A 20,253-nucleotide genomic window follows, 5' to 3' on the forward strand; every position below is an offset into this window, starting at 1 on the left:
TTGGGCATGAGTCATCGCGCCGAGAAATCGACGTCCCTACCCCATTCCCGATGTGATAATCCCCACGAATGCCGCGCGCACCCCTTCGGATACGCCAGCGACGCGATGCCGGCGCTCCCCGAGCGACGTCACATCGTCGATATAACAATTAAATTTTGCACAACAAGATTTTGGGCACTCTAATTTCTGCTGCGACGCATCCAAAAAATTTTGCGTTGCAGGAAAATCACGTCACAATTCCTTCGTGAAATTGTCACATGCCAAAAATTACAGGAAATCAGAGAGTTGAGCCGTGCATAAGACACGGCTCAATCATAGCCTCAGGAATGCTTTCCGATCGAGGCTGAGAGGGCGCCGGTGTTCGGCGAGGCCTTCTGGGCGCGCTGGCCGGCAGCGTGAAGGCGTTTGTTTTCCAGATGGTAGGCGTAGAGGAACTGCGCAGCGATGCCGATGACGACGTAAATTGCGCCCACGACCGGGCTTTTATTCGTCACGTAAAGCAGAACCTGGCCAGCCATGGCGAGAATCGTGCCGGCAACGAAGATATTCAGCGAATGGCGGCCAAGAATGGTCAGCGGGTGATGGGCCGAACGCCGTAGGAATTGCGAGATGGCCGGGACGCTGACGATGAGATAGGCAAGCGCCAGAACATGCAGCAACCGCGGCAGAGATAGAAATGTCTTGTCGAAGCCGGTCACCACGGTCGGCAGGCCGAGCATCGCCAGATAGTCGCCAAGGACCCAGAGCTTGTCTGTCACCCAGATGAAGGACAGCAGCACATAGGCGCCAGTCAGTGCGATCAAAAAAGGGTTCGCCGGAATCCGACCGCCGCGTTTCACGTGCATCACGGCGACGAAGCCGATAACGAACAGCAACTGCCAGGACAGCGGATTGAGGAACCAGAAGCCTTCAAGCAGGGTCGTGTGCGGAGCAATGGAATAAACGCCCGATATGAGCCAGACGCTGGCGGAGATCAGAAGCAGCAGGATCGGATTTTTCGCTTCCAGCAGCATGATGAGCGGCAGCATCAAAAACAGCGCCGCGTACATGGGGAGGATATTGTTATAACCGATTTGATGGCCAAGTGTCAGCAGCGCCGGGATACCGCCGGCCGGGTCCATGAGCAGCGCAAGGATATTGACCTCGCACAGCAGGCCTTTCTGGTGAAAGATCCACGCGCCGGAGATGAACAACACGAGCGTCACGAAGGTGGTGATCATATGCGCGGTGTAGAGAGTGAAAGCGCGTTTGACCGCCTTCCAGGTCATGGCGATCCGATTGCCGGGCGAAAAGCGCGTTCCGTAGGCAAGCGCCACGGACATGCCTGAAATCAGCACGAAAGCTTCGGCCCCATCCGAGAAGCCAAAGTTTTTCGAGGTCAGCATTTCAAACAACTGACCCGGTACGTGATTGATGAAGATCATGATCAGGGCGATAGCCCTGAGAACATCCAGCCGTGTATCCCGCGTCGATACCGGCTTCGGCACACTGACTGGCCTTGCCAACGCCGGGCCGATTTCTGCCCTCGAGTCCATCAAACTCTCCTGTTCCGACAATCAAATGCAACCGGGGCCAAAGAGTTCCCTCCTGGTCCCAATCGTCGAAGCAAAACAGTGCAGAAAAAGCGACTGTCCGATCGGGTGATCGTTTTAGAATCGGGCGAACGCCCTGTCATTATTCTGGCCGAGTATCCGTTCGCATCGGGCGCTTTTGAGACGGAAATGCGGTATTTTCCGCCCAAAGGGCAAGTTCCGCCGCAAACACCGGCGATGACTTTGATGCAAATGCCTGAAACACCTGCGATCACGACTCGATATATTGGCCAGCTGACATGCAGATATCAGCGCCGGCCGCCAAGGCCAATCATTTTCCCTGATTCATTAGATATCAGTCGCGGCGACGGAGAGCTTTACACGTTAGCTATCGCTTGATCACGATCATGTGCACGAACACACGCCGACAGCGTCGCTCAATCCCATCAGTTGGATTTTGATGGTGAAGCCAAACCCACGCGCGCTTAACATGGTGATGTCAGGATGCGCTAGGGCGCAAACACCCTCCTAGAAGGCGGAAGCTTTGCTACCGTCAAATCCCGCATTCGGGATCGCGATTATGGGCAGAGGTTAATCTCCGGCGCACCTAAATGGCGGCGGTAGATTGGATCAAACGACGATGCCGCAAACAATCGCGGCAACGAACAGAAACGCCGCCGAAAATAGAACAACGTGAACGGCCGTCTGAATCTTGTGCCGCGTCTTTGCGGCCCGCTTGGAACCATCGAACTGATTCACATGCGTATTCGACATACCCAAATTCGCCATGTGTTGCCTCCGTTCGTTTTTCTTATGCGTCTGAACCTAGAGCGGACATTCATACATTTCCTATCAACTAGGTAGAGATGAATTTCCGTCCAGAAGTTCGCTCGAGAAAAAATAAACCACTGGATTTCTGGGGCTCAAAAGATCGGGATGATGCCGATCAGCAGAGAATGCGACGAGCCCAAATCAAGCTGCGCTCTATAGCGCCGTTGTCCACCGCCTGCTCTTCGGCAGGTCCGGTCTGGCGCAGGCACTTGTCGTCCGAATGGGAGGAAGACCGTGCACCTTCGCGCTTTGCCGGAGCCGGCGGATGAAGATAGCCCATGGTCATGCCACCCATGAAAAACATGCTCTGCCTCCACTTGCGTCTGACCCGTTTTCAGGATCACGAAAGTTAACCGCCATTAACGAGATCATGACAGAATTGCGGCACGTGTCAATAGTCTACACGATTAGTCGTGTTTCAGGGCCGATTCCTTAACGCTCACCGGCACTTGAAGCTCGTCCGCTCAGGCGCGGACGAACCCCTTGCTCGCAATCATCAGATTGCGCGTGTAGTCTTCCTTGACGTCACCCGACGCCAACTCTTTTGCCGTCAATCTCTCGACGACGGCGCCGTTGCGCATGACGGCCAGACGCTCGCACATATGGGTGACGACCCCGAGATCGTGGCTCACCATCACGAAGGTCAGGTTGCGGTCCTTGCGCACCTGTTCGAGAAGGTTGAGCACTTCGGCCTGCACCGAGGCATCGAGCGCCGATGTCGGCTCGTCGAGCAGCAGGATCGACGGTTCGACGATCAGGGCGCGGGCAATGGCAACGCGCTGGCGTTGACCGCCGGAGAGCTGATGCGGATAGCGGAAGCGGAAACCGGTTCCCAGACCCACTTCGTCGAGCGCTCTCGCAATACGGGTTTCCGTATCGCTGATCCCGTGGATGGCCAACGGTTCCAGAAGCAACCGGTCGATCGTCTGGCGCGGATGCAGCGATCCGTAGGGATCCTGAAACACCATCTGCACCTGACGATAAAAGTCCTTGCTGCGCTTTGCGCCGCGCAGCCGCTCGGCGCCGATGCGGATCGTTCCATCGCTGACCGGCGCAAGACCGGCGACGGCCCTCAGCAGCGTCGATTTACCAGAGCCGGATTCGCCGACGAGACCGAAGGATTCGCCTTCGTTTACCTCGACCTTGACGGCATCCAGCGCATAATAGCCGTCATAGACGACGCTGAGACCATCAACTGCAAGTGCCGCCGTCATGCCGCCCACTCCGGTTTGCGGTCGAGAACCGGCAGCGGGTGACGATTCTGTCCGATGACGGGCATGCAGTTCAGCAAGCCGCGGGTGTAGGGATGCTGCGCGTTGTTCAATTCGGAAGCCTTGAGTTCTTCCACGACCTTGCCGGCATACATGACGATGACGCGATCGCAGAAGGACGACACCAGACGCAGATCGTGCGAGACGAAAATCAAGCCCATGCCCCGCTCCGAGACGAGCTTGTCCATGATCTTGAGCACATCGAGCTGCACTGTGACGTCGAGTGCCGAAGTCGGCTCGTCGGCGATCAGGAGCTCCGGTCCGGCAATCAACATCATGGCGATCATGACACGCTGCCCCATACCACCGGATACCTCGTGCGGATGCAGGCCATAGACACGCGCGGGATCGCGAATCTGCACCGCTTCGAGCATGGCCAGGGCGCGATCGCGCGCCTCCGCCTTGCCGATCTTCTCATGCGTGCGCAGCGTCTCGGTGATCTGCTTGCCGATGGTCATGACGGGATCGAGCGAATATTTCGGATCCTGCAGCACCATGGCGATGCGCTTTCCCCGCAGCGCGCGACGCTCTCTGGCCGAAACCGACAGGAGCTCGATACCGCTGAAATCCAGCTTGTCGGCCGTGACGATGCCATGCGGCGGCGTCAGCCCCATGATCGCGCGGCCGGTCTGCGACTTGCCGGAACCGCTCTCGCCGACAATCCCCAGCCGTTCGCGGCCGAGCGTGAAGGACACGCCGCGCACGGCGTCGATGACGCCGGTGCGGGTTGGGTAACGAACCCTGAGATTCTCGACGGTCAAAAGTGTCGTCATTGGCCGCTCTCCTTCGGATCGAGCGCATCGCGCAGACCATCGCCGAGCAGGTTGAAGCCGAGGCTGACAATGAGGATCGCGATGCCGGGCATGGCGGCCACCCACCATTGGTCGAGATAGTATTTGAAGCCGCTTGCGATCATGACGCCCCATTCCGGCAACGGCGGCTGCGCGCCGAGGCCGAGGAAACCGAGACCGGCAGCCGTCAGGATCACGCCGGCCATGTCGAGCGTGACACGAACGATGACCGACGAGATGCAGAGCGGCATGATGTGGCGGAAGATGATGCGCAACGAGGAAGCGCCCATCAGCTTTACCGCCGCGATATAATCGGAGTGCCGCACGGTCATCGTTTCCGCACGCGCCAGGCGCGCATAAGGCGGCCATGAGGTGATCGCAATGGCGATGACGGCGTTTTCGATACCGGCCCCGAGCGCGCCGGCGAAGGCGAGCGCCAGCACCAGCTTCGGGAAGGCGAGGAAGATATCCGTGACGCGCATCAGGATCGTATCGACCCAGCCGCCCATATAACCGGATACCATGCCGATGATCAGCCCGATCGGCGCCGATATGATCGCCACCAGCACGACGATGTAGAGCGTCCAGCGCGAACCATAGATCAGGCGCGAGAGAATATCGCGGCCGAGATCGTCGGTGCCGAGCAGGTAGCCGGGCGTGCCGGGCGGTTTCAGATAGGCGTTCGTAAGGTCGCCGATCACGGGGGAGTGCGGTGCGATGACATCTGCCAGCGCCGCTATCAGCACGAGCGCGACGATGATCAGCAGGCCGAGGACGGCCAGACGATTGGCGGAAAACTGGCGCCACGTAACATAGGCGCGTCCAAGTCTCGCCTGCCGGCGGGACTGCGGCCGCTCGGAGAGCAGCCAGTCCCTCAGGCTGGGTTGGGTGGTCTCAACAGTCATTTACGTCGAGTCCTTGGATCGAGAGTCCGATACAGGAGATCGGAAATGAGATTGATGCCGATGAAGACAGTGCCGACGACGATGGTGCCGCCAAGAACGGCGTTCATGTCGGCATTGCGCAGCGAGCTGGTGATGTAGAAGCCGATACCGGGCCAGGAAAAGACGATCTCCGTCAGTACCGACCCTTCGAGCAACCCGGCATAGGAAAGCGCGATCACGGTAATCAGCGGCACCATGGCGCTGCGAAGAGCATGGCCCCAGATGACCCGCGTTTCCGAAAGCCCCTTGGCGCGAGCAGCGACGATATATTCCTGCCCCAGCTCGTTCAGCATGAAGCTGCGCGTCATGCGGCTGATATAGGCCAGCGAGAAATAGCCGAGCAGCGACGCCGGCAGAATGATGTGACGGAAGACATCCCAGAAGACGTCCCACTGCCCCTGCATGGCGCTGTCGAGCAGGAAAAAGCCCGTGATCGGCTCGAAGGTATATTCAAACGCGATGTCGATGCGGCCCGGGTAAGCCACCCAGTTCAGCTTCGCATAGAAGATGACGAGCGACACCATAGCCAACCAGAAGACCGGCACGGAATAGCCGACAAGGCCGATGACACGGACGATCTGGTCGATGAAACTGTTGCGCCGCACGGCGGCGAGAACCCCGAAGGGAACGCCGAACAGCGCGCCGATGATCGTGCCGACGGTCGCAAGCTCCATCGTCGCCGGGAAGACCCGCTTGATGTCGTCCATGACCGGATTGGTCGTCAGCACCGACGTGCCGAAATCGCCGCTGAGCGCGCTCAGCAGATAATAATAGAACTGCAGATAAAGCGGCTGGTCGAGATGCATCTCGCGCCGAAGACGCTCCAGCACCTGTTGCGGCGCGTGATCGCCGGCGATCGCCAGTGCCGGATCGATCGGTATGACGCGGCCGATGAAGAAGGTGACGGCCAGAAGGCCGAGATAGGTGGTGACTGCCACGACGAGAAATCGCAGCAGCCCCATGAAAAAGGGAGCGGCACGGCCCTTCTTGGGCCGCACCTGCATTTTCCGTTCAACACTGCTCAAAAGACTAATCCCGTCGGACCATCACTTGGAGACCGGCCAGACGAAGTTGTTATCAAAGCTCGGGCCGAGCTTGAAATCCTTCACGTCCTTGCGATAGCCGGCAACTTCCGTCTGCTGATAGAGAATGACGAACGGGCTGGCATCCAGGAACTTCTTCTGAATTTCCTGATACATGGCGCCGCGCTTGGTCGCATCGCCCTCGAAGAGAGCAGCCTTCGCTTCCTTTTCCAGCTCAGGCGAGGTCCAGGTGTTGCGCCAGGTCAGCGTCTTGTTGGTGCTGGCATCGGAATTGTCGTCGTTCGTGGTGAATGTGTCGGCGTTGGAATGGGGATCCCAATAGTCCGGGCCCCAGTTGCCGAAATAGATATCGTGATTGCGGGCGCGATACTTCGTCAGCTTCTGCTTGCCGTCACCGGGGATGATTTCCACCTTGATGCCGGCTTGGCCGAGCGTCTGCTGGATCGCAGTTGCGATGCTGGTATCCGGCTCGATGCTGCGGACGTCCATGGTGATCGGGAATCCATCAGGCAGACCTGCCTTGGCCAGCAATTCCTTGGCCTTGGCGACGTCGAGCTTGAACGGATTTTCGTCGAGCGAGCCGAGCATGCCCTTCGGTTCGAAGGTCTGATGGATCTCGCCGATGCCCTTGATCAGCGTCTTGCCGATGGCATCGTAGTCGACCAGATACTTGAAGGCCTGCTGCACCTCGGGCTTGGCAAGGTTCGCATTCTTCTGGTTGAGGCTCATGTAGTAGATCGTGCCCTTCGGCGCGCTTGTGGACGCGAGCTTCGGGTTCTTCTCGACAGCCTCGAGATCGGTCGGAGAAAGGTTGCGGGCGATATCGATGTCGCCGTTCTCCAGTGCCAGACGCTGCGCGGAGCTTTCCTTCATGAAGCGATAGATGACGCGGTTCAGCTTCGTCTTGTCGCCATAGTAATTGTCGTTGCGCTCAAGCACGACGGCTTCGTTGGCGCGCCATTCGCGCAGCTTGAACGGACCGGAACCGGCAAAGCCCGTTTTCAGCCATGCATTGCCGAAATCGTTGTCATACTTGTAGTCGGCGGTCGGCGTTGCCGGCTTCACGTGCTGCAGGACCAGCTTCTTGTCGACGATTTCGGCGACGGTCGCGGTCAGGCAGTTGAGCACGAAGCTCGGTGCGTAAGGCTTGTCGACGGTGAAGGTGAAAGTATTCGGATCGGTCGCCTTGGCCTTTTCCGTCACGTTGTCGCCGGTAAGGCCGAACTGCGTGAGGATGAATGCCGGGCTCTTGTTCAGCTTGACGACGCGCTCGAAAGACCATGCAACGTCATCGGCGGTGATCGGGTTGCCGGAGGCAAACTTCAGGCCGGGCTTCAGCTTGAACGTATAGGTCAGGTGGTCGTCGGAAACGGACCAGCTTTCGGCAATGTCGCCCTTGATCTTCGAGGTGTCGTCGATGTCGAGGCGCACCAGCAGGCTGTAGGTGTTGCCGGTGATTTCGGCAGCCGAGAGCTCATAGGCTTCTGCCGGATCCATGCTCAGGATATCGTCGAATGCAAAGCCTTCGACAAGTGTGTCCTTCGGCGTTGCGGCATATGCGTTCGGCGCCGCCATCAACAGAAGCGAAAGAGCGACACCGGCGGAAAGCGCGCGGAAACCGCTGTTCATCTTGCTTATCATCATTGTTTTCATTCCCCTCTTAACAAACTCTACGCAACATCAGAACGCAATTGATTAGCTGCCTTCCTTCCAGGCGGATGCCAGGACGCGAAGCCAGTTCTCCCTGCTCAGCTTTACGAGATCGGCTTCACCATAGCCAACGTTTCGAAGAGCGGCAATCAGCTTTTGGTTGCCGGCCGCATCGCCGATTTCAGCAGGGATCGTGGCACCGTCGAAGTCTGATCCGAGGCCGACACAGTCGATGCCGACGCGGCTGACCAGGTGATCCACATGACGCACCATCGCCTCGAGAGGCGTATCGGCATCCGAGCGCGCATCGTCGCGCAGCATGGCCGTCGCGTAGTTGAGCCCGACGATGCCACGGCTTTCCTTGATGGCGTCCAGCTGCTTGTCCGTGAGGTTGCGCGCGACCGGCGTCAGCGCATGCGCGTTGGAGTGGCTGGCGACCAGCGGCTGGTCCGAGGTCTTGGCCACATCCCAGAAGCCTTTTTCCGTGATGTGGGCGAGATCGATGAGGATGCCGAGCTGATTGCAGGCGCGCACCAGCGCGAAGCCCGCGTCCGTAAGGCCGGGTCCGGTATCCGGCGAGCTCGGATAGGCGAAGGGAACGCCGTGGGCAAAAACGTTGTTGCGGCTCCAGACGGGGCCGAGCGAGCGCAAGCCGGCGGCATAAAAGGTTTCGAGTGCAACGAGATCGGCATCGATCGCCTCGCAGCCTTCCATGTGCATGACGGCAGCAAAGATGCCCTTGTCCATGCAATCGCGGATCTCGGCGGTGGAGCGGCAAAGCTTCCAGACGCCGGCGCGGTCGAGCCGCAGCGCGATCGCCGCCATATCCAGCGCAATATCGAGCGAGGGCGCACGCTCCAGCGGAGCCGCAAGCGGCGTGGCATAATGGCCGTTGCTGTCCGGATCGGCAAAGACGAGATCGCCCGAGGGAATATAGATGGCGCACAGACCGCCGGCGAGGGCGCCGGCCTTCGAACGAGGCGCATCGATATGGCCGCTGGATGTGCCGTCCCAGAATTCGGCGACCGGATCGGCGCCATCGCGCGCATGATGCCAAAGTCTCAGCAGAACGTCGTTATGACCATCGAATACGGATTGCATCGTCTATCCCGGATGAAGCGCTCAAAGAGGTGAGCAAATGGAAAGCGGCCAGAATAGAAAAGCTGACAGGATTCGCCATACCCAAATGAAAAAAATTTGCATTTGCATGGAATTGCCATGCCAGACGGAAAAGGCGGGGTAAAACCCCGCCTTGAAAGTATGCTGGAACGCTGACGATATTCTAGCGTTTTAGCGCTTGGCCCGCTTCTTCTGGCGATAGACGTCGATGGCCACGGCTGCGACAATGATGAAGCCCTTGGCGATTTCCTGGTAATAGGCATCGACGTTGAGGAAGGTGAAGCCGGAAATCATCACGCCGAGGATGACGGTACCGATCACGGTGCCGGCGATGCGGCCGACGCCGCCGGTCAACGACGTACCGCCGATGACGGCAGCCGCGATCGCATCCAGCTCGTAGTTGACGCCCATGCCCGCCTGCGCCGTCTGAACGCGGGCAGCCGTGATGATGCCAGCGAGACCGGCAAGCAGGCCAGCAATTGCATAGACCTTGACCAGATGCCCTTCGACATTGATGCCCGAGACACGTGCCGCCTGCACATTGGCGCCGATCGCGTAGGTGAACTTGCCGTAGCGCGTGTAGCGCAGGACGACATGGAAGAGCACCGCGATGATCAGGAAGACGACGACAGGCCAGATGCCCGAACCGATGAAGTTGAACTGGTCGGTGAGACCGGAAATCGGCTGACCCTTCGTGTACAGCTTCGACAGGCCGCGGGCCGAGACCATCATCCCGAGCGTCGCGATGAAAGGCGGGATCTTTGTCTGCGTGATCAGCTGGCCGTTGATGAAGCCGGCGGCGAGCCCGATGAGCAGACCGATGCCGATCGGCACGACGAAAGGCATGTCGGTCAGTGCCGGATAGACGGCGCGTGCCCATGTCGACGACTGCGCGAAGCTCGCCGCGATCATGGCAGTCAGGCCGACGACCGAGCCGGATGAAAGATCGATGCCGCCCGTGATGATGACCTGCGTCACGCCGACAGAGATGATGCCGATGACGGAAACTTGCAGGATCATGATCTTCAGGCGCTGCAGGTTCATCAGGAAGCTCTGCCCGACGAAGATCCAGCCGAGGACCTCACAGAGCAGCGCAATGCCGATCAGCACAAGGAAGATGCCGAGTTCGGGCGGAACACGACGGCGTCTTGGCCGCGTGACTGCCGGAGCGGTCGCCTCTGCAACTTTGGTAACCATGGTTCAATCCTCCCTTGCAATGGTTGGCGGCGTCACTGCGCGGCCAGCTCCATCACCTTCACTTGAGTTGCGTCCGCCCGATCCAGGAAGCCCGTGACCCGTCCTTCATGCATGACCATGATGCGGTCGCTCATGCCGAGCACCTCGGGCATTTCCGACGAGATCATGATGACGGCGACGCCGTTGCGCGCCATTTCGGTGACGAGACGATGGATTTCCGCCTTGGCGCCGACATCGATGCCGCGCGTCGGTTCGTCCAGAATGAGAATGCGGGGATTGGTGAGCATCCACCGGCCGATCAACGCCTTCTGCTGATTGCCGCCGGAGAGGTTTTCGATGCGTTCGTCGAGGTTCGGCGTCTTGACGCGCAATTTCTTGGCCATCTCCTCGCAGGCCTGCTCAATGGCGCCTTCCTGCACGAATCCGCCACGCACGAACTGGTCGTGCAGGACTGCGACCTGCATGTTCTCCAGCACGCTGAGGATCAGAAGACAGCCCGTATCCTTGCGGTCCTCGGTCAAGAAAGCCATGCCGTGGCGGATGGCAGCCGCCGGCGAAGCGATCGCGGTCTTCTTGCCGAAGAGCTCGATCGTGCCGGACGAGGCGGGCGTGACGCCGAAGATGGCTTCGGCAACATTGGACCTGCCTGATCCCACCAGCCCGGCCACGCCGAGAATTTCGCCTGCCCTGACATCGAAGGAAACATTGGAGAAGACGCCGTCGAGGCTGAGATCCTTGACCGAGAGAACGGTCTCGCCGATCGGCACCTCTTCCTTGGGGAACATCTGGGTAATCTCGCGGCCGACCATCATGCGGATGATGTCGTCGCGCGTCACATCGGTAGAGGCATGCGTGCCGATATATTTGCCGTCGCGAAACACCGAGAATTCGTCGGCGATCTCGAACAGCTCGTTCATCTTGTGGGTGATGTAGACGATACCGATGCCCTGCGAGCGCAGGTCGCGAATGATCTGGAAGAGATGCGCCACCTCGCGCTCGGTGAGCGCCGAAGTCGGTTCGTCCATGATGAGGACGTCGGAATTATAGGAGACCGCCTTGGCGATCTCGACCATCTGCCGGCTTGCAACGGAAAGCTCGCGCACCTGGATTTCCGGGTCCAGGGAAATGTTCAGCCGCTGAAAGAGCTCTTCGGTCTTACGGCTCATCTCGGCATGATCGACAAGGCCGAAGCGGTTCTTCGGCTCACGCCGGATCCAGATGTTCTCGGCGACTGTCATGAAGGGCATCAGGTTCAGTTCCTGATGGATCATGGCAATCCCGTTTTCGAGCGCATCGAGCGGCGATTTCAACCGGATCTCGACGCCCTTCAAACGCACTTCGCCCTGGTCGGGAATATAGATGCCGGCGAGGATCTTCATCAACGTCGATTTGCCCGCGCCGTTTTCACCCATCAGCGCATGCACCGTGCCGCGCTTCAGGCGGAAGGAAACGTCGTCGAGCGCCAGAACGCCAGGAAACTCCTTGCGCACGCCTTCGGCGCTCAGCAGATAGGCGGCATTGGGGACAACGCCGCTGGCGCGCACCGCCGCCATGGTGGATGGGCTCACAACCATTTTTCCCTCCCGGGCAGATCGGATTTCAAAGGATGCGGGCCTTTGACCCGCATCCGTCGATCACTCTCATCATCAGTTCTTCTTGACGAAGTCCTTGACGTTGGCCGGCGTGACGAGCTGGAAGGGGATGTAAACCTTCTTCTCGATCTTATCGCCCTTGGCGAGCTTGAGGGCCGCATCGACTGCGCCCTTGCCCTGGCCGGCTGCATCCTGGAACACGGTGACCTTCAGGTCGCCGGCCTGCATAGCGGCAAGCGCGTCCTGCGTGGCGTCGACGCCGGCAACGACGATCTTGTCCAGCGACTTGCCGGATGCCTTCAGCGCCTGGATTGCGCCGATCGCCATTTCGTCGTTGTTGGAGATGACGGCATCGAATTCGAGACCGCTGGAGAGCCAGTTGGTCATCAGGTCGGCGCCCTGGTACGCTGCCAGTTGGCGGTCTGTTCCTGAACGATCTGGATGCCCTTGCACTCGTCGGTCGCGACCACGTCATGGACGTCCTTGGTGCGCATGCGGGCAGCCTGGTTTGACAGTTCGCCCATCATGATGACGGCCTTGCCCTTGCCACCCAGCAGGCGGCAGACTTCCTTCGCTTCAAGCGTGCCGGATTCCTGTTCGTTGGAGGCAACGAAAGCCTGCTTGTCCGGAAGGCTGTCGACGTTGGCCGGCTCGCGGTTGACGTAGACGAGCGGGATCTTCGCATCGGCGGCGAGCTTGGAAATTGCAGCCGTCGCGTCGGTATCGACCGGGTTCACGATGATGGCGTCGACCTTACTGGCGATGAAGTTCTGGATCTGGCTCTGCTGCTTGGCAATATCGTTCTGCGCATCTTCGACCTGTAGCGTAACGCCCTTGTCCTTCGCATAGTCCTGCATGCCGTTGCGCAGAACGGTCAGGAAGTTGTCGTCGAACAGCGCCATGGAAACGCCGATGGTTTCGGCATGAGCAGCCGTGGACAACAGAAGCGCCATTGCCGAGCCAAGAATAAATTTCTTCATGTTTTCCTCCCAGATACGGTGTCCGGCCACACCCCTCCTAAATGCCGGAGCCCCCAGTCTCCACCGCAGGGCCTTCGTTCAATCGACCGCCACTCCCATGGCTGCCATCTTGAAAAACGGAACAAACAAACCGTAAAATTCCATATGCGGAATATTCATTCCATTTTTCACGTCAAAGGTCAACAGCAAATTCCGATGGTGCGGCAGCACGCAACAAAGGCGGATTTTCTCGTCGTTGCCGCTGTAACAACCTGAGACCGAACCTACATACGGGCGCCCGGCCCGACGGAATGGCCATTCCATCACGACGGGAACGGAATAGAATACCGACGATCAACCGGCCGCCTGCCGGCCAGCAACGGAGAACACACATGCCCTCGATGTACAGTTTCTCGGTCCCCGTCTTTCAACGCGGCCTGCAAAACCTTTCGACCTATCTCGAGAAGATCGAAGCCCAAGCCGCGGAAAAAGGCATCTCGGCCGAGGAACTCGTTTCCGCGCGCCTGATCGATGACATGCTGCCGCTCTCCGGCCAGTACCAGCGCGCTTCCGATACGGCGAAACTCACCATCTCCCGTCTCGCCGACATCGAAGCACCGCGTTTCGAGGACAATGAGGTCACCGTCGCCGATCTGCGCGAACGCCTGAAAAAGACACAGGATTTTCTGGCGACGATTACGCCCGAGGCCATGGAAGGCAGCGATACGCGGGAGGTGACGATATCGCCCGGCGGCAACAAGGTCGTGTTCAAGGGCGAGGATTATCTGGCAAAATTCGCTTTGCCGAACTTCTTCTTTCACGTCACCACGGCACACGACATCCTGCGCAGCCGTGGGCTGTCAGTCGGCAAGATGACCTATCTCGGATCGTTCGCCTAAACCTTGGATAACGGGAAAACACGCAGCGTTTTCCCGCGTAGACTTGCCGAAAGCAAATAACGAAAACTGTTCAGGGCCGGCGTGAAACCGGCCCTTTTTCCGTCAGCTCCGTATAGGCGAGCGTCTGGTCGAGATGTTGCGCCCGCAAGGAGAGCAGCTTTTCGGCATAGGCAAGCCTGATCGCCGTATAGGCGTTGTCATCAGCGACATTGGTAAGCTCGGCCGGATCCTTCTCAAGGTCGAAGAGCAGCGGCGGAAGCCCGGCGCAATGGACATATTTGAAGTGCTCGTCGCGCACGACGGCCAGGTTGCAGGCATTCGACCGCAAGCCGAAATGCCGCTCGGGAATGCCCTCTGCTATATCGCGGAAATCGAACTCCCAGAAGGCCGCATCGCGCCAATTTTCCGGCTCGGAACCAGAGAAGAACGGCAGCAGGCTTTCGCCATCGACATGATTTGCCGGCTCGATGTCCAGCCGGTCACACAGGCTCGGGAAAATATCGGCAGCGCTGGTGAAGCGCGCGACCTGTAGCCCATGCGTGGCAGGCTGGCTGGGATCGCGAATGACGAGGGGCACATGATAGCTGCCGTCGAAGAAGCCGCCCTTGCCGAGAGACCAGTGATCGCCCATCATTTCGGCATGGTCGGACGTGAAGACGATGACGGTGTCCTCCCAGGCTCCGGCATCCTTCAACGCCTGCCAGATCCGACCGAGCTGCGCATCGACCTCGGCAATCATGCCGTAATAGATCGCGCGGATCGCGGAAAAATCCTCGGAAGACCACTCGTTGATAGGCCCTTTACCGCCATGCATGAAGCCGCCCTTGCCGATCAGGGGCATGCCGAACGCGAGCAGCGGATGGAGAGCCATTTCCGTCTCCCGGTCAGCCGCACGCGCAAAAGCCGGGCCGTCGGCAGCCGAGAACATGCGGTTATAGGGTTCCGGCACCGAGAAAGGCGGATGCGGCCTCAGGAAGGAAACATGCGCAAACCACGGCTGATCCTGCTCTCCCAGCCAGCGGATGAACTCGCCGGCCATGAAAGCCGTCTGCGTCTCGTCCTTGGAATAGGCAGGCGCATTGTTGGAAATTGCGCCGGGCTCGGCCCCGACCGGAATGTGAATGTCGCGGCTAACGGCATCGGCATGACCGCGAGCCCGCAGCCAGGACAACCACTGTTTCTCATGCTCGGGCAGAAGTTGCCGCGGCGTGAAGCCGGGCAATACGCCCTCGTAAGACGTCAGATGCGGATCGTGGGAATCCTTGATCCGCGGATCGGGAGCCGTGTCCGTGTAGCCGAATAGCGTCGGATCGTAGCCCGCCCGCCGAGCCGCGAGCGCAACATTGTCGAAACGGGCATCCAGCGGCGAACCATTGCGGCAGACGCGATGGTTCATCTGATATAGGCCGGTATAAAGCGTCGCCCGCGCCGGCGAACACGGAGCCGTTCCGGCATAATGCCGCCGAAAGAGCACGCCTTCCCGGGCGAGCGCATCCACATTCGGCGTCTTCACGCATTCATGGCCGACGGCGGAGAGGCAATCTCCCCGCCATTGGTCGGCCGAAATCAGAAGCACGTTCGGGCGCTTGGCCGGATTGCCAGAGCCGTTGTCAGTGCTGGTTGGATTTGGCATGCCAGTTCCATGCGGATTCGACGATTTTGGTCAGATCGTATTTCGGCGACCAGCCAAGAATATCGCGAGCCTTGTCGTTGTTGGCGACCAACGTCGTCGAATCGCCCTCGCGGCGGCCGACATATTCGACCGGGAACGGTCGCTTCGATACCGTCTCGATGGTCCCAAGCAGCTCCTTCACCGTCGTACCGGTGCCCGTGCCGAGATTGAGCGCGACGGAATCGCCTCCATCAAGCAGATACTCAACGGCGCGCACATGGGCGTCGGCAAGATCGAGCACGTGGATGTAGTCGCGTACACACGTGCCGTCGCGGGTGTCGTAATCGCTGCCGAACACCTTGAAGCCCTGCCGGCGGCCGAGCGCCGCCTCGATGGCCAGCGGGATCGCATGGGTTTCCGGCTTATGCCACTCACCGACGCGCCCCTCGAAATCGGCACCAGCGGCGTTGAAATAGCGCAGAACGACGGAGCGCAGGCCTTTGTACAGATCGTAATCGGCAAGCGCCTGCTCGACGATGTATTTCGTGCGGCCATAGGGATTGATCGGCACCTGCTGATGGCTCTCGTCGAGCGGCACGCTCTGCGGCAAACCGTAAGTCGCGCAGGTGGACGAAAAGACGAAAGCCTTTATGCCTGCGGCCTGGGCAGCCGAAAGCAGAGTCAGCGTGCCAATGACGTTATTCTCGTAGAAGGAGACCGGATCCTTGACCGACTCGCCAACCTCGATCAACGCGGCGAAATGGAGGATGGCGGCAGGCTTGTGCTTGGCCAGGACTTCATCAAGACGGGCGCGATCGCGGATATCGCCTTCCTCGGCCGGACCCCATTTGACGAACTCACGATGCCCGTTGGAGAAATTGTCGTAGACGACGGGCTTGAACCCCTTGTTCGCCAGATCCAGACATGTGTGCGAACCGATATATCCGGCGCCGCCGACCACAAGCACGGTTTCTCCTGCCATCACTACCCCTTCTCTACTCACAAACGATATGCCGCCCCAAAATGCGGCGGACCGGGTACGATCCGACGCGTACACTTAGAGAGCTGTAGCCGACTTGCAAGGCGGGAGAAAGGCGCAAGATGGGCGGGATCAGGAATGGACGCAGACGGGAAATTACGCCGGCTTTGCTTCCACCTTGCCGGCATGCATGAGAATTCCGGCAAGCGCCAAAACCGGCGGTAGCAGGAAGCAAGCCATGCCGATCAGCAGGAAAAGGCTGGCCGCCACCGCGCAACCGAGGGCGAAGCCGCCGACGGCCGCTCCCATGCGGCCAAGCCGTGCCTTCATCGCGGCTTTCTCTTCCGGCTTGGCGCCTCGCAGGAGGTCGGCAATATCGATCATGATTTGCGTCGTCGTTCCCGTCATCATCGTGGTCGGCGGCGCCGAGCCGAGGTGGATACGATGCGCTGTCGTCTGGATCGCCATCGCGGCGATAAGAGTCATGCCGGTCAAGATCGCCTGCCAGCCGTCCCCGTCACCGAACGGACCGAAGCGCATCGCAAAAATCGCGGCGAGCACGAGCAGCACGAGTTTCAGGGTGAGAACGATCTGCAGCGTCGGCAGATTGCGACGCGAAAGATCGCCGCCCAGCAGCCGCGCGAGAACGACGACGATACAAAAAACCGGGAGAGCCAGCAGCTTGGCAACCGCCCCCGAAGCTCCGAGCGCCAGCGTTGCGCCAAGAGTGACGAAATTGCCCGTGACATGCGCGGTAAAAAGGCCATGGAGGGCAAGAAAGCCGGCGGTATCGACATAACCGCCGTTGATGCTCAAAAGAATAGGCAGGCTCGGCTTCATCGGTTCCTCGCGCGCTTCGATCGTCTCCGACCTTATCGCGCCGAAAGGTCGCCTATGTCGAGATGCTTGCGTGGCCGCGAAACGAAACATCGCCGTGGAACGCCAACTGGACGGGGGCGACATGCTGCAGATCAAGGTTGCATCGACTTGCTTAACGGAGTTGTGTTTTAGTGGCCGTCCATCACACAGATTCTGGGAGGCGTCGCTTTATGATTCCAGTGGTTTTCTTGCATGTTGCGCGCCTCCTTGTCCAATCCCGCCGGCTGGCAGCCATGGCGGGATTGGCGCTCTTTATCTTTGCGCCGATCGCAGCAGCTCAGGTACCGGGCGCACCCATGCAGTTCATGCTCGTTCACGCCGATCCCGGCTCCGGCGACTGTCGACCCGAGGGATGCGCCGACTGGATTGCCGCCGAGGGCATGATCGATGCGAAATCCCCTGGCGATCTGCGTAAGCTTCTGGCCAGTATCGGCAACAGGAAGCTGCCCATAATCGTGAACTCGCCCGGCGGAAATGTAGCGGCTGCGATGGAAATGGGGGAGATCATCCGAAAGCACGGCCTGTCGGTGGCCGTGGGCGGCACGAGACTTCGATCCTGCCCGAACGACCAGCCGCTCTGTGGCGACGGCTGGCGCGCCGGCGCAAAAGGCACCGTTTATTCCATTGGCGCCAGATGTTTTTCAGCGTGCCCTTTCGTACTGGCCGCCGGCATCAGGCGCGTCATCAGCCCTTTCGCTATCGTCGGCGTCCATCAGGTCAAGACGACTTACGATCAGGAGCGGATATTCTACCGGATGAAATATCAGATCGTTAACGGCAAGAAGCGCCTAATCAGTCGCCAGGAAATCAGCCGCAAGTTCATCGGGATGCGCGACAGCACGACCCTGTCGAAATCACAGCGATCGAAATTTCTCGCTTACCTGAAGGAAATAGGCATCGATCGGTCGATCCTCGATATGGCAATGAGCGCCGCTCCGAGTTCGATACGATTGATTACACCGGATGAGGCGATGAAGATCAGGCTGGTGACCGATCAAGCATCCGCTGACGACTTGATAAAGGCCGGAGCCTGTGCGCCCGGCCAGCCGTTTTCGGCTTGCCAAGCACCGGTATCCACGGATTCGGTTGCTCTCATTGCCAACCCACCCTTTGCGAATTGGCAGCTGAATCCCGTTCAGGACTTCCTTGCACCTTCTATCGCACCGAGTACGGGCCGACGCTCGCAAGGCAGCGACTGCGTTCAGCAATCGTCCGACTATTCACCCCATTGGGTTTCAAGCTCGGTGATTTCGTCGGACAGTTCGGCGATACGTTGCCGCAGCTCCGCCTCTGTGCCGTCGTCCACCTCGCCGTCGCCGAAACAATAGCGCGCTATATGCAGCTCAAGCCTGGCTTCAAGCTCCTCGCGCTGGGAGCGGAGTTGTTTGAGATAGCTGTTTCGCATTGCGAACCACGCTTTCCGAGAAATTGGGTCTCACCCTAATAAATAGGGTCGGAACCGAAAAGTTTCGATAGGCGCCCTGTGCATCCGCCCGGTGTTGCGGTGGCAAGACCGGGCAAAACCTGCCCGGTGCGCCCATTGCAAAGGTGATGGCCGGTCATCACATTCATGCGATCCACACCTGAAATGATCCTGAAGGCAAATATTAGGCGCTGACACGAGCTTCGGATTTGGGCTAATTCAGGCGGAATGTTCGAGGTATGCTGTGTTGAACGAAAAAATTGCCGTCATTGGTCTCGGTTATGTAGGCCTGCCCGTCGCAATCGCGCTCGCTGAAAAATTCCATGATGTGGTCGGTTTCGATATCAAGGCTTCGCGCATCGCTGCGTTGAAGGCCGGCGAGGACGATACCCAAGAGGTCTCTCTCGAAAGATTGCGCTCGAGCGGCCTGCGCATCAGCAGCGAGATCGAAGATCTGCGGGATCGCGATATCTTCATCGTTGCCGTGCCGACGCCGATCGACCAGAATCGCCAGCCGGATCTGCGCCCGATGATCTCAGCCTCGCGCACGGTCGGCAAGATTTTGCGCAAGGGCGCGATCGTTGTCTACGAATCCACGGTCTATCCCGGCGTCACTGAAGAGGTCTGCGGCCCGGTGCTCGCGGAGGTTTCCGGCCTTCGTCAGGGTGTGGATTTCCACGTCGGCTATTCGCCGGAGCGCATCAACCCCGGCGACAAGGAACATACGTTCGAGCGTATCGTGAAGGTGGTCGCCGGCGACGACGAGGAAACGCTGGATAGAATTGCCGCCATCTACGGCGCTGTCGTCGAGGCTGGTATCCATCGAGCTCCCAGCATCAAGGTCGCCGAGGCAGCCAAGGTAATCGAGAACACCCAGCGTGACCTCAACATCGCGCTGATGAACGAGCTTTCGATCATTTTCGAGAAGATGGATATCCGCACGGCCGATGTGTTGAAGGCCGCGCGAACCAAATGGAATTTCCTGCCCTTCACTCCCGGCCTGGTGGGTGGCCACTGCATCGGCGTCGACCCCTATTATCTGACGGCCAAGGCCGAGGAACTCGGCTACCATCCGGAAGTCATCCTCTCCGGCCGGCGCATCAATGACGGCATGGGCGCCTTCATTGCCCAGAAGCTCATCAAGATGCTGGTCTCCGCGAAACGGCCCATCAATGGCGCCCGCATCGGCATCTTCGGCCTGACTTTCAAGGAAAACGTGCCTGATCTGCGCAACAGCCGCGTGCCCGATATCATCCGCGAACTGCACCAGTTCGGCCTCGAGCCGCTGATCCATGACCCGATGGCAAGCCACACCGAAGCCGAAGAGGAATATGGTATACGCCTGAGAGAGCTGAAGGATTTCGGCAAACTTGACGCGCTGGTACTTGCCGTGCCGCACAAATCCTATCTCGCCGATGGCGCAGCCGAAATCCTGAATCTGCTGAACGAAAATGGCGTGGTCGTTGACGTGAAAGCCGCGCTCGATCGAACCAACCCATTGTTTGAAGGCCATTTGGTCTGGAGCCTTTGAG

General features: G+C 59.3%; 20 protein-coding genes and 1 pseudogene. 3 read left to right on the forward strand and 18 right to left on the reverse strand.

Annotated elements, in window-relative coordinates:
• Nucleotides 1–320: 320 nt before the first annotated feature.
• Complete coding sequence (gene opgC / locus HGP17_RS21450; protein WP_168812468.1) at nucleotides 321–1,535, reverse strand: OpgC domain-containing protein; 1,215 nt, start codon at nucleotides 1,533–1,535, stop codon at nucleotides 321–323.
• Between the two features lie 78 nt (nucleotides 1,536–1,613).
• On the opposite strand from opgC, the gene HGP17_RS21455 reads away from it, so the two are divergent.
• Nucleotides 1,614–1,931: a hypothetical protein gene (locus tag HGP17_RS21455; RefSeq protein WP_168812469.1), complete on the forward strand. Its 318-nt coding sequence runs from the start codon at nucleotides 1,614–1,616 to the stop codon at nucleotides 1,929–1,931.
• Between the two features lie 231 nt (nucleotides 1,932–2,162).
• Here the strand turns inward: HGP17_RS21455 and HGP17_RS21460 are convergent, their stop codons facing one another.
• The 12 genes and pseudogenes from HGP17_RS21460 to HGP17_RS21515 all read right to left on the reverse strand — a co-directional run bounded on the left by HGP17_RS21460 (nucleotide 2,163) and on the right by HGP17_RS21515 (nucleotide 13,253).
• Nucleotides 2,163–2,321, reverse strand: a complete 159-nt coding sequence (locus HGP17_RS21460) for a hypothetical protein (RefSeq protein ID WP_168812470.1) — start codon at nucleotides 2,319–2,321, stop codon at nucleotides 2,163–2,165.
• A gap of 157 nt (nucleotides 2,322–2,478) precedes the next feature.
• A complete protein-coding gene (locus tag HGP17_RS21465; RefSeq protein WP_168812471.1) occupies nucleotides 2,479–2,667 on the reverse strand; it encodes a hypothetical protein in 189 nt (62 codons plus the stop codon).
• 160 nt (nucleotides 2,668–2,827) lie between these two features.
• On the reverse strand, nucleotides 2,828–3,577 hold the full coding sequence (locus HGP17_RS21470) for an ABC transporter ATP-binding protein (protein ID WP_168812472.1): 750 nt from the start codon (nucleotides 3,575–3,577) through the stop codon (nucleotides 2,828–2,830).
• The gene (locus tag HGP17_RS21475) at nucleotides 3,574–4,407 is read right to left on the reverse strand and encodes an ABC transporter ATP-binding protein (RefSeq protein ID WP_168812473.1); all 834 of its coding nucleotides are present in this window, start codon (nucleotides 4,405–4,407) and stop codon (nucleotides 3,574–3,576) included. The genes HGP17_RS21470 and HGP17_RS21475 overlap by 4 nt, the downstream gene beginning before the upstream one ends.
• Complete coding sequence (locus HGP17_RS21480) at nucleotides 4,404–5,330, reverse strand: ABC transporter permease (RefSeq protein WP_168812474.1); 927 nt, start codon at nucleotides 5,328–5,330, stop codon at nucleotides 4,404–4,406. The genes HGP17_RS21475 and HGP17_RS21480 overlap by 4 nt, the downstream gene beginning before the upstream one ends.
• A complete protein-coding gene (locus HGP17_RS21485) occupies nucleotides 5,327–6,394 on the reverse strand; it encodes an ABC transporter permease (RefSeq protein WP_168812475.1) in 1,068 nt (355 codons plus the stop codon). The genes HGP17_RS21480 and HGP17_RS21485 overlap by 4 nt, the downstream gene beginning before the upstream one ends.
• Before the next feature lie 21 nt (nucleotides 6,395–6,415).
• Nucleotides 6,416–8,056, reverse strand: a complete 1,641-nt coding sequence (locus HGP17_RS21490) for an ABC transporter substrate-binding protein (protein WP_168812476.1) — start codon at nucleotides 8,054–8,056, stop codon at nucleotides 6,416–6,418.
• A gap of 51 nt (nucleotides 8,057–8,107) precedes the next feature.
• Entirely contained in the window at nucleotides 8,108–9,163 is a 1,056-nt protein-coding gene (locus tag HGP17_RS21495; protein ID WP_168812477.1) for a dipeptidase, read from the reverse strand.
• Between the two features lie 189 nt (nucleotides 9,164–9,352).
• The gene (locus HGP17_RS21500; RefSeq protein ID WP_168812478.1) at nucleotides 9,353–10,378 is read right to left on the reverse strand and encodes an ABC transporter permease; all 1,026 of its coding nucleotides are present in this window, start codon (nucleotides 10,376–10,378) and stop codon (nucleotides 9,353–9,355) included.
• Nucleotides 10,379–10,410: 32 nt separating this feature from the next.
• On the reverse strand, nucleotides 10,411–11,952 hold the full coding sequence (locus tag HGP17_RS21505) for a sugar ABC transporter ATP-binding protein (RefSeq protein WP_168812479.1): 1,542 nt from the start codon (nucleotides 11,950–11,952) through the stop codon (nucleotides 10,411–10,413).
• 72 nt (nucleotides 11,953–12,024) lie between these two features.
• A pseudogene (locus HGP17_RS21510) lies at nucleotides 12,025–12,950 on the reverse strand (sugar ABC transporter substrate-binding protein).
• Nucleotides 12,951–13,028: 78 nt separating this feature from the next.
• Entirely contained in the window at nucleotides 13,029–13,253 is a 225-nt protein-coding gene (locus HGP17_RS21515) for a hypothetical protein (RefSeq protein WP_168812480.1), read from the reverse strand.
• A gap of 68 nt (nucleotides 13,254–13,321) precedes the next feature.
• Here HGP17_RS21515 and HGP17_RS21520 point away from each other — a divergent pair, with 68 nt between their 5' ends.
• Nucleotides 13,322–13,828 (forward strand): DUF1993 domain-containing protein, encoded by a 507-nt coding sequence (locus tag HGP17_RS21520; protein ID WP_168812481.1) that lies wholly within the window; start codon nucleotides 13,322–13,324, stop codon nucleotides 13,826–13,828.
• Between the two features lie 70 nt (nucleotides 13,829–13,898).
• Here the strand turns inward: HGP17_RS21520 and HGP17_RS21525 are convergent, their stop codons facing one another.
• The 5 genes from HGP17_RS21525 to HGP17_RS33780 all read right to left on the reverse strand — a co-directional run bounded on the left by HGP17_RS21525 (nucleotide 13,899) and on the right by HGP17_RS33780 (nucleotide 18,703).
• A complete protein-coding gene (locus HGP17_RS21525; protein ID WP_168812482.1) occupies nucleotides 13,899–15,461 on the reverse strand; it encodes an alkaline phosphatase family protein in 1,563 nt (520 codons plus the stop codon).
• Nucleotides 15,439–16,422: a UDP-glucose 4-epimerase GalE gene (galE, locus tag HGP17_RS21530; protein WP_168812483.1), complete on the reverse strand. Its 984-nt coding sequence runs from the start codon at nucleotides 16,420–16,422 to the stop codon at nucleotides 15,439–15,441. The genes HGP17_RS21525 and galE overlap by 23 nt, the downstream gene beginning before the upstream one ends.
• A gap of 153 nt (nucleotides 16,423–16,575) precedes the next feature.
• A complete protein-coding gene (locus HGP17_RS21535) occupies nucleotides 16,576–17,259 on the reverse strand; it encodes a DUF1275 family protein (RefSeq protein ID WP_168812484.1) in 684 nt (227 codons plus the stop codon).
• 167 nt (nucleotides 17,260–17,426) lie between these two features.
• Nucleotides 17,427–17,816 carry a hypothetical protein gene (locus tag HGP17_RS33775; RefSeq protein WP_168812485.1) on the reverse strand — a complete coding sequence of 130 codons (390 nt, stop codon included), beginning with the start codon at nucleotides 17,814–17,816 and terminating at the stop codon, nucleotides 17,427–17,429.
• A gap of 698 nt (nucleotides 17,817–18,514) precedes the next feature.
• Nucleotides 18,515–18,703 carry a hypothetical protein gene (locus HGP17_RS33780; protein ID WP_168812486.1) on the reverse strand — a complete coding sequence of 63 codons (189 nt, stop codon included), beginning with the start codon at nucleotides 18,701–18,703 and terminating at the stop codon, nucleotides 18,515–18,517.
• A gap of 262 nt (nucleotides 18,704–18,965) precedes the next feature.
• On the opposite strand from HGP17_RS33780, the gene HGP17_RS21550 reads away from it, so the two are divergent.
• Nucleotides 18,966–20,252, forward strand: coding sequence for a nucleotide sugar dehydrogenase (locus tag HGP17_RS21550; RefSeq protein WP_168812487.1), 1,287 nt, complete (start codon nucleotides 18,966–18,968; stop codon nucleotides 20,250–20,252).
• The last annotated feature ends 1 nt before the right edge of the window (nucleotide 20,253 follow it).

Source organism: Rhizobium sp. P38BS-XIX (assembly GCF_012641435.1).
In the GTDB taxonomy this organism is placed as follows: Bacteria; Pseudomonadota; Alphaproteobacteria; order Rhizobiales; family Rhizobiaceae; genus Rhizobium.

Excerpts from the sequence above, each read along its gene's own strand:
- opgC (WP_168812468.1), bottom strand. The coding sequence starts at position 1,535 with ATGGACTCGAGGGCAGAAATCGGCCCGGCGTTGGCAAGGCCAGTCAGT.
- HGP17_RS21460 (WP_168812470.1), bottom strand. The coding sequence starts at position 2,321 with ATGGCGAATTTGGGTATGTCGAATACGCATGTGAATCAGTTCGATGGT.
- HGP17_RS21465 (WP_168812471.1), bottom strand. The coding sequence starts at position 2,667 with ATGTTTTTCATGGGTGGCATGACCATGGGCTATCTTCATCCGCCGGCT.
- HGP17_RS21470 (WP_168812472.1), bottom strand. The coding sequence starts at position 3,577 with ATGACGGCGGCACTTGCAGTTGATGGTCTCAGCGTCGTCTATGACGGC.
- HGP17_RS21475 (WP_168812473.1), bottom strand. The coding sequence starts at position 4,407 with ATGACGACACTTTTGACCGTCGAGAATCTCAGGGTTCGTTACCCAACC.
- HGP17_RS21480 (WP_168812474.1), bottom strand. The coding sequence starts at position 5,330 with ATGACTGTTGAGACCACCCAACCCAGCCTGAGGGACTGGCTGCTCTCC.
- HGP17_RS21490 (WP_168812476.1), bottom strand. The coding sequence starts at position 8,056 with ATGATGATAAGCAAGATGAACAGCGGTTTCCGCGCGCTTTCCGCCGGT.
- HGP17_RS21495 (WP_168812477.1), bottom strand. The coding sequence starts at position 9,163 with ATGCAATCCGTATTCGATGGTCATAACGACGTTCTGCTGAGACTTTGG.
- HGP17_RS21500 (WP_168812478.1), bottom strand. The coding sequence starts at position 10,378 with ATGGTTACCAAAGTTGCAGAGGCGACCGCTCCGGCAGTCACGCGGCCA.
- HGP17_RS21505 (WP_168812479.1), bottom strand. The coding sequence starts at position 11,952 with ATGGTTGTGAGCCCATCCACCATGGCGGCGGTGCGCGCCAGCGGCGTT.
- HGP17_RS21515 (WP_168812480.1), bottom strand. The coding sequence starts at position 13,253 with ATGGAATGGCCATTCCGTCGGGCCGGGCGCCCGTATGTAGGTTCGGTC.
- HGP17_RS21520 (WP_168812481.1), top strand. The coding sequence starts at position 13,322 with ATGCCCTCGATGTACAGTTTCTCGGTCCCCGTCTTTCAACGCGGCCTG.
- HGP17_RS21525 (WP_168812482.1), bottom strand. The coding sequence starts at position 15,461 with ATGCCAAATCCAACCAGCACTGACAACGGCTCTGGCAATCCGGCCAAG.
- galE (WP_168812483.1), bottom strand. The coding sequence starts at position 16,422 with ATGGCAGGAGAAACCGTGCTTGTGGTCGGCGGCGCCGGATATATCGGT.
- HGP17_RS21535 (WP_168812484.1), bottom strand. The coding sequence starts at position 17,259 with ATGAAGCCGAGCCTGCCTATTCTTTTGAGCATCAACGGCGGTTATGTC.
- HGP17_RS33780 (WP_168812486.1), bottom strand. The coding sequence starts at position 18,703 with ATGCGAAACAGCTATCTCAAACAACTCCGCTCCCAGCGCGAGGAGCTT.